General features: G+C 72.2%; 16 protein-coding genes. 14 read left to right on the forward strand and 2 right to left on the reverse strand.

Annotated elements, in window-relative coordinates; translation table 11 throughout:
* Genes argB through BGO91_RS15390 form a run of 6 tightly spaced genes read left to right on the forward strand, consistent with a single transcriptional unit; the run spans position 1 to position 5,355 of the window.
* The gene (gene argB / locus BGO91_RS15365; protein WP_290473599.1) at positions 1–972 is read left to right on the forward strand and encodes an acetylglutamate kinase; all 972 of its coding nucleotides are present in this window, start codon (positions 1–3) and stop codon (positions 970–972) included.
* Positions 969–2,165: an acetylornithine transaminase gene (locus BGO91_RS15370; RefSeq protein ID WP_290473600.1), complete on the forward strand. Its 1,197-nt coding sequence runs from the start codon at positions 969–971 to the stop codon at positions 2,163–2,165. The genes argB and BGO91_RS15370 overlap by 4 nt, the downstream gene beginning before the upstream one ends.
* Before the next feature lie 22 nt (positions 2,166–2,187).
* Positions 2,188–3,126: an ornithine carbamoyltransferase gene (gene argF / locus BGO91_RS15375; RefSeq protein ID WP_290473601.1), complete on the forward strand. Its 939-nt coding sequence runs from the start codon at positions 2,188–2,190 to the stop codon at positions 3,124–3,126.
* Positions 3,123–4,583 (forward strand): argininosuccinate lyase, encoded by a 1,461-nt coding sequence (argH, locus tag BGO91_RS15380; protein ID WP_290473602.1) that lies wholly within the window; start codon positions 3,123–3,125, stop codon positions 4,581–4,583. Before argF ends, argH begins: the two co-directional genes overlap by 4 nt.
* Positions 4,583–4,708, forward strand: a complete 126-nt coding sequence (locus tag BGO91_RS15385) for a hypothetical protein (RefSeq protein ID WP_290473603.1) — start codon at positions 4,583–4,585, stop codon at positions 4,706–4,708. Before argH ends, BGO91_RS15385 begins: the two co-directional genes overlap by 1 nt.
* A gap of 17 nt (positions 4,709–4,725) precedes the next feature.
* Positions 4,726–5,355, forward strand: coding sequence for a DNA-3-methyladenine glycosylase (locus tag BGO91_RS15390; RefSeq protein ID WP_290473604.1), 630 nt, complete (start codon positions 4,726–4,728; stop codon positions 5,353–5,355).
* A 2-nt stretch (positions 5,356–5,357) separates the two neighbouring features.
* Here the strand turns inward: BGO91_RS15390 and BGO91_RS15395 are convergent, their stop codons facing one another.
* Positions 5,358–5,963, reverse strand: coding sequence for a hypothetical protein (locus tag BGO91_RS15395; RefSeq protein ID WP_290473605.1), 606 nt, complete (start codon positions 5,961–5,963; stop codon positions 5,358–5,360).
* The gene (locus BGO91_RS15400; protein WP_290473606.1) at positions 5,960–6,601 is read right to left on the reverse strand and encodes a DNA-binding protein; all 642 of its coding nucleotides are present in this window, start codon (positions 6,599–6,601) and stop codon (positions 5,960–5,962) included. Before BGO91_RS15400 ends, BGO91_RS15395 begins: the two co-directional genes overlap by 4 nt.
* 139 nt (positions 6,602–6,740) lie before the next feature.
* Here BGO91_RS15400 and tyrS point away from each other — a divergent pair, with 139 nt between their 5' ends.
* The 8 genes from tyrS to xerD all read left to right on the forward strand — a co-directional run bounded on the left by tyrS (position 6,741) and on the right by xerD (position 15,074).
* Positions 6,741–8,042, forward strand: a complete 1,302-nt coding sequence (gene tyrS, locus BGO91_RS15405; RefSeq protein WP_290473607.1) for a tyrosine--tRNA ligase — start codon at positions 6,741–6,743, stop codon at positions 8,040–8,042.
* Positions 8,043–8,063: 21 nt separating this feature from the next.
* Positions 8,064–8,222, forward strand: a complete 159-nt coding sequence (locus BGO91_RS15410; protein WP_290473608.1) for a hypothetical protein — start codon at positions 8,064–8,066, stop codon at positions 8,220–8,222.
* The gene (locus BGO91_RS15415) at positions 8,215–9,006 is read left to right on the forward strand and encodes a TlyA family RNA methyltransferase (protein WP_290473609.1); all 792 of its coding nucleotides are present in this window, start codon (positions 8,215–8,217) and stop codon (positions 9,004–9,006) included. The genes BGO91_RS15410 and BGO91_RS15415 overlap by 8 nt, the downstream gene beginning before the upstream one ends.
* 131 nt (positions 9,007–9,137) lie before the next feature.
* A complete protein-coding gene (locus tag BGO91_RS15420; protein ID WP_179699653.1) occupies positions 9,138–10,055 on the forward strand; it encodes an NAD kinase in 918 nt (305 codons plus the stop codon).
* Between the two features lies 1 nt (position 10,056).
* The gene (gene recN, locus BGO91_RS15425; RefSeq protein WP_290473798.1) at positions 10,057–11,781 is read left to right on the forward strand and encodes a DNA repair protein RecN; all 1,725 of its coding nucleotides are present in this window, start codon (positions 10,057–10,059) and stop codon (positions 11,779–11,781) included.
* 31 nt (positions 11,782–11,812) lie between these two features.
* A complete protein-coding gene (locus BGO91_RS15430) occupies positions 11,813–13,540 on the forward strand; it encodes a CTP synthase (RefSeq protein WP_290473610.1) in 1,728 nt (575 codons plus the stop codon).
* Entirely contained in the window at positions 13,540–14,172 is a 633-nt protein-coding gene (locus BGO91_RS15435; RefSeq protein WP_290473611.1) for an NUDIX hydrolase, read from the forward strand. Before BGO91_RS15430 ends, BGO91_RS15435 begins: the two co-directional genes overlap by 1 nt.
* Complete coding sequence (gene xerD / locus BGO91_RS15440) at positions 14,169–15,074, forward strand: site-specific tyrosine recombinase XerD (RefSeq protein ID WP_290473612.1); 906 nt, start codon at positions 14,169–14,171, stop codon at positions 15,072–15,074. The genes BGO91_RS15435 and xerD overlap by 4 nt, the downstream gene beginning before the upstream one ends.
* Positions 15,075–15,135: the final 61 nt, after the last annotated feature.

Raw genomic sequence — 15,135 nt, forward strand, 5'->3', positions numbered from 1 at the left:
ATGACGACTCCTTCAGACATCGACCCCGCCGGCATCGACCCGGCAGCCATCGACACCGAGGCCATCGACACCGAGGCCATCGACGAGGCGGAGGACCGCTCAGCGGCGGCCGCGAAGGCCGCCACTCTGATCGAGTCCTTGCCGTGGCTCAAGCGGTTCCACGACCAGATCATCGTCATCAAGTTCGGCGGCAACGCCATGGTGAACGAGGACCTGCAGCGCACCTTCGCCGAGGACATGGTCTACCTGCGCTACGCCGGCATCCGCCCGGTCGTGGTGCACGGCGGCGGCCCGCAGATCTCGGCGATGCTCGACCGGCTCGGCATCCACTCCGAGTTCCGCGGCGGCTACCGCGTAACCACCCCGGAGGCGATGGATGTGGTGCGCATGGTGCTCACCGGCCAGATCAGCCGCGACATCGTCAGCAACATCAACAAGCACGGCCCGCTCGCGGCCGGCCTCTCGGGAGAGGACGCGGGCCTGTTCCAGGGTCGGCGCCGCGGAGCGGTCGTGGACGGCGAAGAGGTCGACCTCGGACTCGTCGGCGATGTGGTCGGGGTGAACCCGGAGGCCGTGCACGCGCAGATCGCGGCCGGCCGCATCCCGGTCGTCTCCTCCATCGCGCCGGACATCGACGACCCGGGGCAGGCGCTCAACGTGAACGCCGATGCCGCGGCGGCCGCGCTCGCCGTCGCCCTCGGGGCCGCGAAGCTGGTCATCCTGACCGACGTCGCGGGTCTCTACAGCGACTGGCCCGACCGCGACTCGCTGCTGTCGAAGATCGACTCCGACGACCTGCGCGAGCTGCTGCCCTCCCTCGAGTCGGGCATGATCCCGAAGATGGCGGCCTGCCTCGACGCGGTCGACGGCGGTGTCGAGAAGGCGGCCATCATCGACGGGCGCGTGCCGCACTCGATCCTGCTCGAGGTGTTCACGCAGTCCGGAATCGGAACGGAGGTGGTGCCCGCGTGAGCGAGCTGACACAGGGACAGTGGAAGGGTCGCTTCGGCGACGCGATCATGCGCACGCTGGCGACGCCGAAGCTGATGCTGGCGCGCGGCGAGGGCTGCCGGGTCTGGGACACGGACGGGGTCGAGTACCTCGACTTCCTCGCCGGGATCGCGGTCAACTCGCTCGGGCACGCGCACCCCGCGCTGGTGGAGGCGGTCAGCCGTCAGGTGGGCACGCTCGCCCACGTCTCCAACTACTTCTCGACCGCGCCGCAGCTGGAGCTCGCCGAGCGCCTGCGCACCATCACGGGCGCGGGCGACCAGGGGCGCGTCCTCTTCGGCAACTCGGGCGCGGAGGCCAACGAGGCCGCCTTCAAGCTCGCCCGCCTCAACCGCGGGCCCCACGGCAACCGCACCCGCGTGCTCGCGCTGAACAACGCGTTCCACGGCCGCACCATGGGCTCCCTCGCCCTCACCGGCAAGCCGCCGATGCGCGAGGCGTTCGAGCCCCTCCCGGGCGGCGTCGAGCACATCGACTCCACGATCGAGGCGCTGGAGGCGGCGATCGACGACCGCGTCGCCGCGCTCTTCATCGAGCCGATCAAGGGGGAGGCGGGCGTGCTCGACCTGCCCGAGGGCTTCCTGGTCCGCGCCCGCGAGCTCACCGAGCAGCACGGCGCGCTGCTCATCCTGGACGAGATCCAGACCGGTGTCGGCCGGACGGGGCGCTGGTTCGCGTACCAGCACGAGGACATCCTCCCGGACGCGGTGACCGTCGCGAAGGGGATCGCCGGCGGCGTGCCGATCGGTGCGCTCGTCACGTTCGGCTGGGCGTCCGACCTCTTCACCCAGGGCCAGCACGGCTCGACCTTCGGCGGCAACCCGCTCGCGACCGCGGCCGGCAACGCCGTGCTCGGCGAGATCGAGCGCGCCGGCCTGGTCGAGAACGCCGCCCGTCGCGGCGAGGAGCTGCGCGCCATCATCCGCTCCTACGACTCGCCGCTCATCGGCGACGTGCGCGGAGCCGGCCTGCTGATCGGCATCGGGCTCACCGAGGGGGAGGCGCACCGCCTGTCCGACGCGGCCCTCGCCGAGGGCCTCATCATCAACGCCCCGAACGAGTCCAGCATCCGGCTCGCGCCGCCGCTGATCGTGGGCGACGCCGAACTGGCGGAGTTCCGGGAGCGCTTCGGCCGCGCCCTCGCCGCCCTCTGACCTCCCGAGACGAAAGAGACCGATGACCAGGCACTTCCTCCGCGACGACGACATCACCCCGGCCGAGCAGGCCGAGATCCTGGCACTGGCGGCCGAGCTCAAGCGCGATCCGTACGCGCACAAGCCGCTCGCGGGCCCGCAGACCGTCGCCGTCTTCTTCGACAAGACCTCGACGCGCACCCGCGTCTCGTTCGCCGTCGGCATCGCCGACCTGGGCGGCAGCCCGCTCGTCGTCTCGAGCGCGGACAGCCAGCTGGGCGGCAAGGAGTCCGTCGCCGACACCGCGCGCGTGCTCGAGCGCATGGTCTCCGCGATCGTATGGCGCACTTTCGCCCAGTCGGGCCTGGAGGAGATGGCGGCCGGCACCCGGGTGCCCGTGGTCAACGCCCTCTCGGACGACTTCCACCCCTGCCAGATCCTGGCCGATCTGCAGACCGTCCAGGAGCACAAGGGCTCCCTCGCCGGGCTGACGATGAGCTACTTCGGCGACGGCGCGAACAACATGTCGCACTCGTACCTGCTCGGCGGCGCGACGGCCGGGATGCACGTGCGCATCGCCGCCCCCGCGGAGTACGCGCCCGCCCCGGCGATCCTCGCTGACGCACGCCGCATCGCCGAGACCACGGGAGGCTCGGTCGAGGTCTTCACGGACGCGGCGGCCGCAGCGGCCGGCGCCGACGTGGTCGTCACCGACACCTGGGTGTCGATGGGGCAGGAGGCCGAGAAGGCGCAGCGCCTCGCCACGTTCGGCGACTACCAGGTCGACGCCGCGATCATGGCGCAGGCCGCACCGGACGCGATCTTCCTGCACTGCCTCCCCGCCTACCGCGGCTACGAGGTGGCGGCGGACGTCATCGACGGCCCCCAGTCCGTGATCTGGGACGAAGCCGAGAACAGGCTGCACGCGCAGAAGGCCCTGCTGGCCTGGCTGCTCGCGAAGAACCAGGAGGAGGCCGCATGAGCGCGGAGACGGACGGCACCGGAGTCGGCAAGACCGGAGAGGGCTCGCTCTGGGGCGCCCGGTTCGCGGGCGGACCCTCGCCCGAGCTCGCCGCGCTGAGCAAGTCCACCCACTTCGACTGGGCGCTCGCCGCCTACGACATCGCCGGCTCGCGCGCGCACGCCACGGCGCTCGCCGCCGCCGGCTACCTGGACGACGCCGAACTGGCCGGGATGCTCGACGCCCTCGACCGGCTGGACGCCGACGTGGTGTCGGGCGCGTTCGTCGCGGCCGAGTCGGACGAGGACGTGCACGGAGCGCTGGAGCGCGGCCTGATCGAGCGCGCGGGCGCCGAGCTCGGCGGCAAGCTGCGCGCCGGCCGCAGCCGCAACGACCAGATCGCCACGCTGGTGCGCCTCTACCTGCGCGACCACGCCGGCGTCATCGCCGAACGCCTGATCGGCCTCATCGACGCGATCGCCGCCCAGGCCGACGCGCACCCGACGGCGATCCTCCCGGGCCGCACCCACCTCCAGCACGCCCAGCCGGTGCTGCTGGCCCACCACCTGCTGGCGCACACCTGGCCGCTCGTGCGCGATCTGGAGCGCCTGGCCGACTGGGACAAGCGCGCGGACGTCTCGCCCTACGGCGCGGGCGCGCTGGCCGGCTCGACGCTCGGGCTCGACCCGCTGCTGGTCGCGCGCGAGCTCGGCTTCGCCGCGAGCTCGGAGAACTCGATCGACGGCACGGCCGCGCGGGATGTCGTGGCGGAGTTCGCGTTCATCGCCGCGCAGATCGGCGTGGACCTCTCCCGCTTCGCCGAGGAGATCATCCTCTGGAACACGCGCGAGTTCGGCTTCGTCACCCTCGACGACGCCTACTCGACCGGCTCGTCGATCATGCCGCAGAAGAAGAACCCCGACATCGCCGAGCTGGCCCGCGGCAAGTCCGGCCGCCTGATCGGCAACCTGACGGGGCTGCTCACGACGCTCAAGGGCCTCCCGCTCGCGTACAACCGCGACCTGCAGGAGGACAAGGAGCCCGTGTTCGACTCCGTGCAGACGCTGGAGGTCGTGCTCCCGGCCTTCGCTGGCATGGTCGCCACCCTCCGCTTCCACACCGACCGGATGGCGGAGCTCGCGCCGCAGGGCTTCTCGCTCGCGACCGACGTCGCGGAGTGGCTGGTCAAGCAGCACGTCCCGTTCCGCAACGCGCACGAGATCACCGGCAGCCTGGTGAAGTTCGCCGAGGAGAACGGCCTGGAGCTGCACGAGGTGGACGACGCGCAGCTCGCCGCCGTCTCTCCACTGCTGACCCCGGAGGTGCGGTCGGTGCTCACCGTCGAGGGCTCGGTCGCCAGCCGCGCCGGCGTCGGCGGGACCGCACCGGATCGGGTGGCCGAGCAGCTCGCGTCCCTCACCGAGCGCGTGCGCGCCTTCACCGGCTCGTTCGCCGCGACGCGACGGGACCTGGTCTGATGGCCCGCCCGGAGCAGACGCCGCCGAAGCGTCCGTGGATCATCCCGACGGTCGTCGTGGTCGCCATCGCGGTCATCGTCGTCGGGCTGATCGTCGCGGTCGCCGCCGGCGGCCGCATCTTCTGACGCGGACCCGGCCCGAGATGCCGCTGCACCATCCCCGTCGCGAGGTCTTCGAGGCGTCGTCGCTGGAGGTCGCCCCGCGCCTCCTCGGCGCCGTGCTCCGCCACATCACCGCCCAGGGGACGGTCGGGCTCCGCATCACCGAGGTGGAGGCGTACATCGGCGACGGCCTCGACCCCGGCTCGCACGCCTTCCGCGGCCGCACCAAGCGCAACGCGGTGATGTACGGGCCGCCCGGCCACCTGTACGCGTACTTCACGTACGGGATGCACGTGTGCGCCAACGTCGTGTGCTCGCCGGAGGGCGAGGCGACGGCCGTGCTGCTGCGCGCCGCCGAGGTCATCGAGGGCGAGTCCCTCGCGGAGGTGCGCCGGGTGGGGGCCAGCGGCCGCACCATCCCGCACCGCGACCTCGCGCGCGGCCCGGCGCGGCTGGTCGTGGCGGCGGGCATCGCGCTCGCCGACGACGGAGCCGACCTGTTCGGCGGGCGCTTCGAGCTGCTGCTGCCGGACGAGCAGGCGGAGTACGAGACGGGCCCGCGCACCGGCGTCTCGGGCGCGGGCGGGGGAGCGGCGTTCCCCTGGCGCTACTGGCTGCCGGGCGACCCGACGGTGTCGCCGTACAAGCGGCACCCGAAATCGGACGACTGAGCTCAGGCCGCGACGAAGCGGAACAGGCCCGCGCAGACGCACGCCCAGGTGATGCTGACGAGCGTGCCGATGATGAACCGTTCGCGCGCCTCGGCGGTGTCGAGCTCGGTGAAGCGGCCGACGCCCTTGATGGCGATCAGCACGCCGAGCGCCTCCGGGAAGCCGGCCATGATCGCGCCGGTGGTCGCGAAGCGCTCCAGGAAGCCGATGGTGGTGCCGCCGCGCAGCACCTCGCGGGTGGCGTCGGCGGCGGAGCCGGTGGAGCGGTCGTGCACGACGATGCCGCCGTGGTCTCCCGCGACGATCGTGCTGCGCGCGGCCAGCGCGAGGACCAGCTGGGAGGCGGGGCCGCCTCCCGCGACGCTGAGGGCGAGCGCCGCGATGCCGATGAAGAGGCGGAACTCCAGCGGCGCCTGCTCCTGCGGCAGGACGGCGAGGATGAACGCGAGCGCGAGGAGGCCGGTCGCCGTGTAGACGAGGGGACGCCGGGGTGTGCGCAGGGTCGCGACCATGCAGCAGAGGGCGGCGATCGTCAGCAGCAGGACGAGCATCCACACGGTGTGCGCGAAGAGGAAGGCGAGGAAGGCCGCCGGGGGCAGGGTCGTCATTCGTCCTCCGAGTCGTGCGCGGTGGTGGGGGGAGCGGCGAGCTGTGCGGCGTCGGCGCTCGCCAACAGCCTAGTCAGCGCGGGGACGGCCGCCAGCTCGACGCGGAGGTTCGCGGCGCGGGCGCGGTCGCTCACCGATTGCGGGGTGATGCCCAGGCGCGCGCCGGCTTCCGTCTGGGTCAGTCCCGCGGAGAGGAGGTCGTACAGCTCCCAGCCGGCGGGGGAGCGCGCGTCGCGCAGGGTGAGGAGCAGGTCGGCGAGCGCTTCGACATCCCGAGCGGCCTCGGGGTCGACGAGGGCCTCCACGGCGAGGCGGGTGGGGGACTTCTTGGCGCGGCCGACGGCGGCGCGGGCTGCGACGAAGGCGTCGCCGCTCGCCGCGCGGGTCTGGGCGGGGAGCGGGAGGCGGATGGCGCCGATCCCGACCCCGACGCTCCAGAGTCCGTCCCGGGTCAGTTCGAGCACCAGCGCCAGCGCGGTCGCCGGGTCGGGTGTCAGCGCCTGGAGCTCGTCCCCGGCGTTGCGGTCGACGGGGAGGGCGAGGGTCTCGCCGTGGCGCTCCTGCAGGGCGCGCAACGTGTCGGTGGCGAGGTCGGGGCCGGTGCGGCTGCCGACCTGGTCAGCGGTGATCACGAACATCGGTCCTCCTGAATCGGTCAGGGCTGGTGGCCTGATCGGTACTCTATCAGGGATATAGACCTGATTACTAGTCCATCAGGTCCACGGACCTGACTGCCGACGGCGGGGAGGCCGGCCCTCCCGCTGATAATCTGGGTGGATGTCCGAATCCGCCACGCTCGAAACGCAGGCCATCGACCCGTCCTTCGACGACATCTGGGACGAACTGGTCTGGCGCGGTCTCGTCCACGTCTCCACCGACGAGGCCGCTCTCAAAGAACTCCTCGCGGGCGGACCGGTCACGTATTACTGCGGCTTCGACCCGACGGCGGCGAGCCTCCACCTCGGCCACCTCGTGCAGCTGCTCACCATGCGCCGCCTCCAGCTCGCCGGCCACAAGCCGCTCGGCCTCGTCGGCGGCTCGACCGGCCTGATCGGCGACCCGCGCCCGACCGCCGAGCGCACGCTCAACACGCGCGAGACGGTCGCCGAGTGGGTGCGCTCGCTGCAGGCGCAGGTCTCGAAGTACCTCAGCTTCGAGGGCGACAACGCCGCGCGTCTCGTCAACAACCTCGACTGGACGGCGCCGCTGTCCGCGATCGACTTCCTGCGCGAGATCGGCAAGCACTTCCGCGTCGGCACCATGCTGAAGAAGGACGCCGTCTCGGCGCGCCTGAACTCCGACGAGGGGATCTCGTACACCGAGTTCAGCTACCAGATCCTCCAGGGCCTCGACTTCCTCGAGCTGCACCGCCAGTACGGCTGCGTGCTGCAGACCGGCGGCAGCGACCAGTGGGGCAACCTCACCAGCGGCACCGAGCTCATCCGCAAGGTCGAGGGCGCGCACGTGCACGCCATCGGCACGCCGCTCATCACCAACAGCGACGGCACCAAGTTCGGCAAGAGCGAGGGCAACGCGATCTGGATCGACGCGGAGCTGACCAGCCCGTACGCGTTCTACCAGTTCTGGGTCAACACCGACGACGCGGACGTGATCAGCCGGCTCAAGGTGTTCACGTTCCTCACCCGCGACGAGATCGCCGAGTACGAGCGCCTCGTCGCCGAGGAGCCGTTCCGCCGGGCGGCGCAGCTGCGGCTCGCGCGCGACGTGACGACGCTCGTCCACGGCGTGGCGCAGACCGAGGCGGCCATCGCGGCGGCCGAGGCGCTGTTCGGCCAGGGCGACCTCGCCTCCCTCGACCGCGGCACGCTGGAGTCGGCCCTGCGCGAGCTGCCCAACACGACGACCGCGCCGGGCGCGACGATCGCCCAGGCGCTCGTCGACACCGGGCTCACCAGCAGCCTCGGCGAGGCACGCCGGGCGGTCGCCCAGGGCGGCGTCTACACGAACAACGCGAAGGCGGAGGACGCCGAGGCGCCCATCGGCGACGCGGCGCTCCCGGGCGGGATGGTCGTGCTGCGGCGCGGCAAGAAGACGCTCGCCGGCGTGTTCGTCGAATAGGCCGACGAGTAGTCTGAACGCATGTCCGACCAGGATCGCGACGACAGCGACGACGCGCTGGTGGCCCGCCTCGATGTGATCGAGGAGCAGCCGCTGACGGCGCGCGCCGACGCCTATGCGCAGCTGCACGCCGAGCTCTCCGAACGGCTCGAGGGAGCCGACGCGCACCGGCATGACTGAGCGGCTCGACGTCGCTCTCGCCGCGCGCGGACTGGCCCGTTCGCGCACGCACGCCGCGACGCTGATCGCCCAGGGGCTCGTGACGGTCGACGGCGCTCCGGTCGTGCGCGCGTCGGCGAAGGTCGGCGAGGAGCAGAGCGTCGAGGTCGCGGGCGCCGACCACTACGTCAGCCGCGGCGCGCACAAGCTGATCGCGGCGCTCGACGCCTTCGACGTGCCCGTGGCGGGGCGCCTCGCGCTCGACGCGGGCGCCTCGACCGGCGGGTTCAGCCAAGTGCTGCTCGAGCGCGGTGCGGCGCGGGTGATCGCGGTCGACGTCGGCCACGGGCAGCTCGCCCCGCAACTTTTGCTGGAGGAGCGGCTCGCGTTGTTCGAGGGCGTCAACGTGCGCTCCCTCACCGCCGAGCAGCTGGCCGGGCTGACCGGCGACGACGCCCGGCCCGACCTCGTGGTCGCCGACCTGTCCTTCATCTCCCTCGGCCAGGTGCTCCCCGCCCTGCGTGGCACGGCCGTGCCGGAGGCGGACTTCGTCCTGCTGGTCAAGCCGCAGTTCGAGGTGGGGCGCACCGGCGTGCGCGAAGGGATCGTGCACGACCCCGTGCTGCGGGCGGACGCGCTGACCGGCGTCTTGTGGGCCGGGTTCGACCTCGGGCTCGGCACGGCGGGTGTCATCGCGTCGCCGATCGCGGGCTCGCACGGCAACCGCGAGTTCCTCATCCACCTCTCGGAGCGCGGTGCGAACCCGACGGAGTGGCTCGACCGGGCGCAGGACCTCGCCGGCTGAGCGCAGGAGGCAGCGGGCGCAGGCCCGGCGGAACAACCCGTGAATTCTCCACAGGTGCGGGCGATCGACCCAGACCGGGCCGAATCTCCGACAGAATGGGAGGACGAGCACGACCGGAGGGAGAGTCGGGTATGGGAGCAGCGACGCGATACATCCTCGTCGTCGCGCACACCGGCCGTCAGGACTCCCTCGACGCGGGCGTGCGCGTGTGCACGCAGCTGCTCGAGGCCGGCGTCATCCCGGTGCTCAGCGCGGACGAGCGGCGCGACCTCCTCGCGGCGGAACCGGGCCTCGACCGCATCGCCCTCCTCGGCGACGAGGTCGCGGCCGACGAGCTGGAGCTGGTGATCGTGCTCGGCGGTGACGGCACCATCCTGCGCGCGGCCGAGCTGGTCCGCGGCTGCTCCGCGCCGCTGCTGGGTGTCAACCTGGGCCACGTCGGCTTCCTCGCCGAGAGCGAGCGCGACGACCTCGAGATCGCGGTCGCACGCGGCCTCGCGAAGGACTACACGGTGGAGGAGCGCATGACGCTCTCCGCCCGCGTGAAGGTCGGCGACGAGGTCGTCTACGAGAGCTGGGCGCTCAACGAGGCCACGGTCGAGAAGGCCAGCCGCGAGCGGATGCTCGAGGTGGTGATCGAGGTCGACGGCCGGCCGATGTCGAGCTTCGGCTGCGACGGCGTCGTGATGTCGACCCCGACGGGATCGACCGCCTACTCGTTCTCGGCCGGCGGCCCGGTCGTGTGGCCGGGCGTCGCCGCGCTGCTGCTCGTGCCGCTCAGCGCGCACGCGCTGTTCTCGCGCCCGCTGGTGGTCGACGCGGAGTCGTCGCTCGCGGTCGAGCTGCTGGACCGCACGGGCGGCGAGGGGATCCTGTGGTGCGACGGCCGTCGCGCCTTCGACCTGCCGCGCGGCGCTCGCGTGGTCGTGCGCCGCTCGCCGGTGCCCGTGCGCCTGGCGCGCCTGCACCCGGGGCCGTTCACCGACCGGCTGGTGCAGAAGTTCGATCTTCCCGTCACGGGATGGAGGGGGCCGGCGGGCCGTGACTGACGTGACCGACGTACGTGGAGCGATCGAGGAGATCTCGATCAAAGACCTGGGCGTGATCGCCGACGCCTCCCTGCCCCTGGGCGCGGGATTCACCGCGATCACCGGCGAGACCGGCGCGGGCAAGACGATGGTGGTGTCCGCCCTCGGCCTGCTGCTCGGCTCGCGCGCCGACACCGGAGCGGTGCGGCTCGGGAGCGGCCAGGCCTGGGTCGAGGGGCGCTGGCGCGTCATCGACACCGGTGAGGTCGTCGAGCGCGTCCGCGACGCCGGAGGCGATGTCGACGCCCTGGGCGGGGGAGCGGCCGAGCTGGTGCTGAGCCGCTCGGTCTCCGCCGAAGGACGCTCGCGCGCCGTCGTCGGCGGGCGCAGCGCTCCGGTGAGCGTGCTCACCGAGCTCGGCGAGCAGCTCGTCGTCGTGCACGGCCAGTCCGACCAGATCCGGCTGCGGTCGGCGGTCGCGCAGCGCGAGGCGCTCGACCGCTTCGCCGGTCCCGACTTCGGGGCGGCCGTCGACGCGTACGCGCAGGTCTTCCACCGCTGGCGCGACAACACGGCCGAGCTCGACGAGCTCGTCGCCGACCGCGACCGCCGCTCGCGCGAGGCGGACGACCTCCGGCTCGCGATGTCCGAGATCGAGACGGTCGCACCCCAGCCCGGGGAGGACGACGAGCTGGCGGAGCGCGCCGAGCGCCTCACCAACCTCGAAGAGCTGCGGCTCGCCGCGGCCGGTGCCCGCGAACTGCTGTCGGCGGAGGAGTCCGAGGGCGCGGACGCGCTGGGCCTGCTCGACAACGCGCGTCGCCAGCTCGACCGGATGGCGCCGCACGACGCGGCGCTGGGTCCGCTCGCCGAGGCGGTGGCCAACGCCAACTACCTCATCTCCGACATCGCCGCCCAGCTCTCGACGTACCTCGACGGGCTCGACACCGACGGCGCCCACGAGCTCGGGCTGGTGCAGGAGCGGCGCTCCGAGCTGGCCACGCTCGTCCGCAAGTACGGACCGACGCTCGACGACGTGATCCGCACGCTCGAGACGGGCAGCCTGCGCCTCCTGGAGCTCGACGGCGACGCCGACCGCATCGAGGACCTCGCACGGGAGGTCGAGGCCGACGAGACGCTGGCCGCCGAGCTGGCCGCCGATCTCAGCGCCCGCCGCCGGGAGGCCGCCGAGCGCCTCTCCGCCGCCGTCTCCGACGAGCTCTCCGCCCTCGCGATGCCCGACGCGCGCGTCGTCGTCGAGGTCACCGAGCGCGACGATTACTCGGCCACCGGCCGCGACCAGGTCTCGATCCTGCTGCAGCCGCATCCCGGGGCCGAGCCCCGCCCGCTCGGCAAGGGCGCGTCCGGCGGCGAGCTCTCGCGCGTCATGCTGGCGATCGAGGTCGTCATCGCCGGCGCCGACCCGGTGCCGACCTTCATCTTCGACGAGATCGACGCGGGCGTCGGCGGCGCCTCGGCCATCGAGATCGGCCGCCGGCTGGCGCGACTGGCCGAGAGCGCGCAGGTCATCGTCGTCACCCACCTGGCCCAGGTCGCCGCGTTCGCGACCAACCACCTCACGGTCGTGAAGGGCAACGACGGGTCGGTGACAGCCTCCAGCGTGCGCCGTCTCGACGGCGACGAGCGCATCGCCGAGATGGCGCGCCTGCTCTCGGGCCTCCCCGACTCCGAGAGCGGCCTCGCCCACGCGCGCGAGCTGGTCGAGATGGCGGCCGCCGCCCGCTGATCCGTCGCGGCGCGCGAACCTCTCGCAGCCGATGGTGATAAGCTGCAAGCCCGTGGTGGATAAATCTGAAGCGGGCATCTCGAACGGCATTACCAAGCACATTTTCGTGACCGGTGGTGTCGTTTCTTCGTTGGGCAAGGGCCTCACGGCGGCCTCCCTGGGCAACCTTCTGACCGCGCGCGGACTCCGCGTCGTGATGCAGAAGCTCGACCCCTATCTGAACGTGGATCCGGGCACGATGAACCCGTTCCAGCACGGCGAGGTCTTCGTGACCGACGACGGCGCCGAGACGGACCTCGACATCGGGCACTACGAGCGGTTCCTCGACATCAACCTCGGCCAGTCGGCCAACGTGACCACCGGTCAGATCTACTCGAACGTGATCGCCAAGGAGCGTCGCGGCGAGTACCTCGGCGACACCGTCCAGGTCATCCCGCACATCACCGACGAGATCAAGCGCCGGATGCGCCTCCAGGCCCAGGCCGGCCCGGACGGCGAGCCCGCACCCGACGTCATCATCACCGAGATCGGCGGCACGGTCGGCGACATCGAGTCGCAGCCGTTCATCGAGTCGGCCCGCCAGGTGCGCCACGAGCTCGGCCGCAAGAACTGCTTCTTCGTGCACGTCTCGCTGGTGCCGTTCATGAACGCCTCGGGCGAGCAGAAGACCAAGCCGACGCAGCACTCGGTCGCCGCGCTCCGCTCGATCGGCATCCAGCCCGACGCGCTCGTCCTCCGCAGCGACCGCCCGGTCTCCGAGAGCAACAAGCGCAAGATCGCGCTCATGTGCGACGTGGACGAGGCGGCCGTGGTCAACGCGATCGACGTGCCGAGCATCTACGACATCCCGACCATGCTGCACGACCAGGGCCTGGACGCCTACATCATCGACCAGCTCGGCCTCGACAAGGCGGCGGACGTCGACTGGAACGGCTGGGCGCGCCTGCTGGAGGCCGTGCACGACCCGAAGCACGAGGTCACCATCGGCCTGGTCGGCAAGTACATCGACCTCCCGGACGCGTACCTCTCGGTCACCGAGGCGCTCCGCGCGGGCGGCTTCGCGCACCAGACCAAGGTGAAGCTCAAGTGGATCCCGTCGGACGAGTGCCAGACCGCCGAGGGCGCCGCCCACCAGCTGAGCGAGGTCGACGCGATCTGCGTGCCCGGCGGCTTCGGCGTCCGCGGCATCGAGGGCAAGGTCGGCGCCCTGCGCTTCGCCCGTGAGAACGGCATCCCCGCGCTCGGCCTGTGCCTCGGCCTGCAGTGCATGGTCATCGAGTACGCCCGTCACGAGGCGGGCCTCGCCGGCGCGTCCTCGTCGGAGTTCGACCCCGAGACCGAGTTCCCCGTGATCGCGACGATGGCGGAGCAGGTCGAGATCATCGCCGGCGGCGACCTGGGCGGCACCATGCGCCTCGGCCTCTACCCGGCCGTGCTCGCCGAGGGCTCCCTCGCCGCCGACCTGTACGGCTCAAACGAGGCCAGCGAGCGCCACCGCCACCGCTACGAGGTCAACAACAACTACCGCGAGCAGATCGCCGACGCCGGCCTGTGGTTCTCGGGCACCTCGCCCGACGGCCACCTGGTCGAGTACGTCGAGCTGCCGCGCGACGTGCACCCGTTCTACATCGGCACCCAGGCCCACCCCGAGCTGCGGTCGCGCCCGAACAACGCGCACCCGCTGTTCGCCGGCCTGGTCGGCGCGGCGCTCGAGCGCCAGAAGGCGAGCCTGCTCTTCGAAGTCGCCGCGGAGGGCTGATGAGCGACGGCCTGCTGTCGGACGAGGCGTTCCGCCCCGAGATCGTCTCGTCCGAGACGGTCTTCCACGGCCGGGTCTGGGACGTGCGCCGCGACGTGTTCCGCTACAACGACGCGGACATCACCCGCGACTACGTGGACCACACGGGCGCGGTCGCCGTGCTCGCCCTGGACGACGCGGGGCGGGTGCTGCTGATCAAGCAGTACCGGCATCCCGTGCGGCACCGCGACTGGGAGATCCCGGCCGGGCTGCTCGACATCCGCGGGGAGGACCCGCTCGCGGCGGTCAAGCGCGAGCTCGCAGAGGAGGCGGACCTCGTCGCCGACGAGTGGAACGTGCTGGCCGACATCTTCACGAGCCCCGGCGGCAGCGACGAGGCGATCCGCATCTACCTGGCGCGCGGCGTGCGTCCCGCGCCGGAGGTCTTCGACCGCGAGGAGGAGGAGGCCGACATCGAGACGGCCTGGCTGCCCCTCGACGACGCGGTGGACGCGGTCCTCGCCCGGACGGTGCACAACGCGCCGCTCATCATCGCGCTGCTCGCGGCTCGAACAGCGCGTGAGAAGGGCTGGGCGACGCTCGGCGCGGCGGACGAGCCGTGGCCGACCCACCCGAAGCTCGCCGGGGAATGACCGCCGCGGCGGAGGTGGACGCCTTCCTGAGGCACGTGACGATCGAGCGCGGTCTCTCGGCGAACACCGTCGCCGCCTACCGGCGCGACCTCTCGGTCTACACGGCGTGGCTCGACGAGCGCGGGGTGGGCGACCTGCGGGAGGTCACCAGCCCGATGGTGTCGGAGTTCGTTGCGCACCTCGGCACACGGCCGGAGTCGCCGCTGACCGCGTCCTCCCTCGCCCGGGTGCTGTCGACCGTCCGCGGCTTCCACCGGTTCCTGCTGGAGGAGGGGCGGGTGGAGCAGGACGTCGCCCATGAGGTGCGACCCCCGAAGCTCCCGAGCCGCCTCCCGAAGGCGATCACGATCGACCAGGTGAGCGCCCTGCTCGCGGCGACCGACGGCGAGGAGGTCGTGAACCTCCGCGACAAGGCGCTCCTGGAGCTCATGTACGCCACCGGCGCCCGCGTCAGCGAGGCGGTCGGGCTGAACGTGGACGATGTCATCGACGCCGACATCGTGCGCCTGACGGGCAAGGGGAGCAAGCAGCGCATCGTCCCCCTCGGGAGCTACGCCCGGGCGGCGGTCGACGCCTACCTCGTGCGCGCCCGACCGCTGCTCTCGACCAAGGGCCGCGCCACGCCCGCGCTGTTCCTCGGGATGCGCGGGGCACGGCTCTCGCGCCAGAACGCCTGGCTCATCATCCGCGCCGCCGCCGAGCGCGCGAACCTGCCCGTCGAGATCTCGCCGCACACCCTCCGCCACTCGTTCGCCACGCACCTGCTCGCCGGGGGAGCGGACGTGCGCGTCGTGCAGGAACTGCTGGGGCACTCGTCGGTGGCGACGACCCAGATCTACACGCTGGTGACGGCGGATACGCTGCGCGACGTCTACACGTCGGCGCACCCGCGGGCGCGCTGATCCGCGGCCCCGCGAACCGCCGCTCTCCCGCCCGGCGGCAGGGGTTCGCCCCGGATAGACT

Source organism: Leifsonia sp. 71-9 (assembly GCF_001898805.1).
Lineage (GTDB): Bacteria > Actinomycetota > Actinomycetes > Actinomycetales > Microbacteriaceae > Leifsonia.

Excerpts from the sequence above, each read along its gene's own strand:
- BGO91_RS15410 (WP_290473608.1), top strand. The coding sequence starts at position 8,064 with ATGTCCGACCAGGATCGCGACGACAGCGACGACGCGCTGGTGGCCCGC.
- BGO91_RS15435 (WP_290473611.1), top strand. The coding sequence starts at position 13,540 with ATGAGCGACGGCCTGCTGTCGGACGAGGCGTTCCGCCCCGAGATCGTC.
- tyrS (WP_290473607.1), top strand. The coding sequence starts at position 6,741 with ATGTCCGAATCCGCCACGCTCGAAACGCAGGCCATCGACCCGTCCTTC.
- argB (WP_290473599.1), top strand. The coding sequence starts at position 1 with ATGACGACTCCTTCAGACATCGACCCCGCCGGCATCGACCCGGCAGCC.
- xerD (WP_290473612.1), top strand. The coding sequence starts at position 14,169 with ATGACCGCCGCGGCGGAGGTGGACGCCTTCCTGAGGCACGTGACGATC.
- BGO91_RS15415 (WP_290473609.1), top strand. The coding sequence starts at position 8,215 with ATGACTGAGCGGCTCGACGTCGCTCTCGCCGCGCGCGGACTGGCCCGT.
- BGO91_RS15385 (WP_290473603.1), top strand. The coding sequence starts at position 4,583 with ATGGCCCGCCCGGAGCAGACGCCGCCGAAGCGTCCGTGGATCATCCCG.
- BGO91_RS15430 (WP_290473610.1), top strand. The coding sequence starts at position 11,813 with ATGGTGATAAGCTGCAAGCCCGTGGTGGATAAATCTGAAGCGGGCATC.
- argH (WP_290473602.1), top strand. The coding sequence starts at position 3,123 with ATGAGCGCGGAGACGGACGGCACCGGAGTCGGCAAGACCGGAGAGGGC.
- BGO91_RS15390 (WP_290473604.1), top strand. The coding sequence starts at position 4,726 with ATGCCGCTGCACCATCCCCGTCGCGAGGTCTTCGAGGCGTCGTCGCTG.
- BGO91_RS15395 (WP_290473605.1), bottom strand. The coding sequence starts at position 5,963 with ATGACGACCCTGCCCCCGGCGGCCTTCCTCGCCTTCCTCTTCGCGCAC.
- BGO91_RS15420 (WP_179699653.1), top strand. The coding sequence starts at position 9,138 with ATGGGAGCAGCGACGCGATACATCCTCGTCGTCGCGCACACCGGCCGT.
- BGO91_RS15400 (WP_290473606.1), bottom strand. The coding sequence starts at position 6,601 with ATGTTCGTGATCACCGCTGACCAGGTCGGCAGCCGCACCGGCCCCGAC.
- argF (WP_290473601.1), top strand. The coding sequence starts at position 2,188 with ATGACCAGGCACTTCCTCCGCGACGACGACATCACCCCGGCCGAGCAG.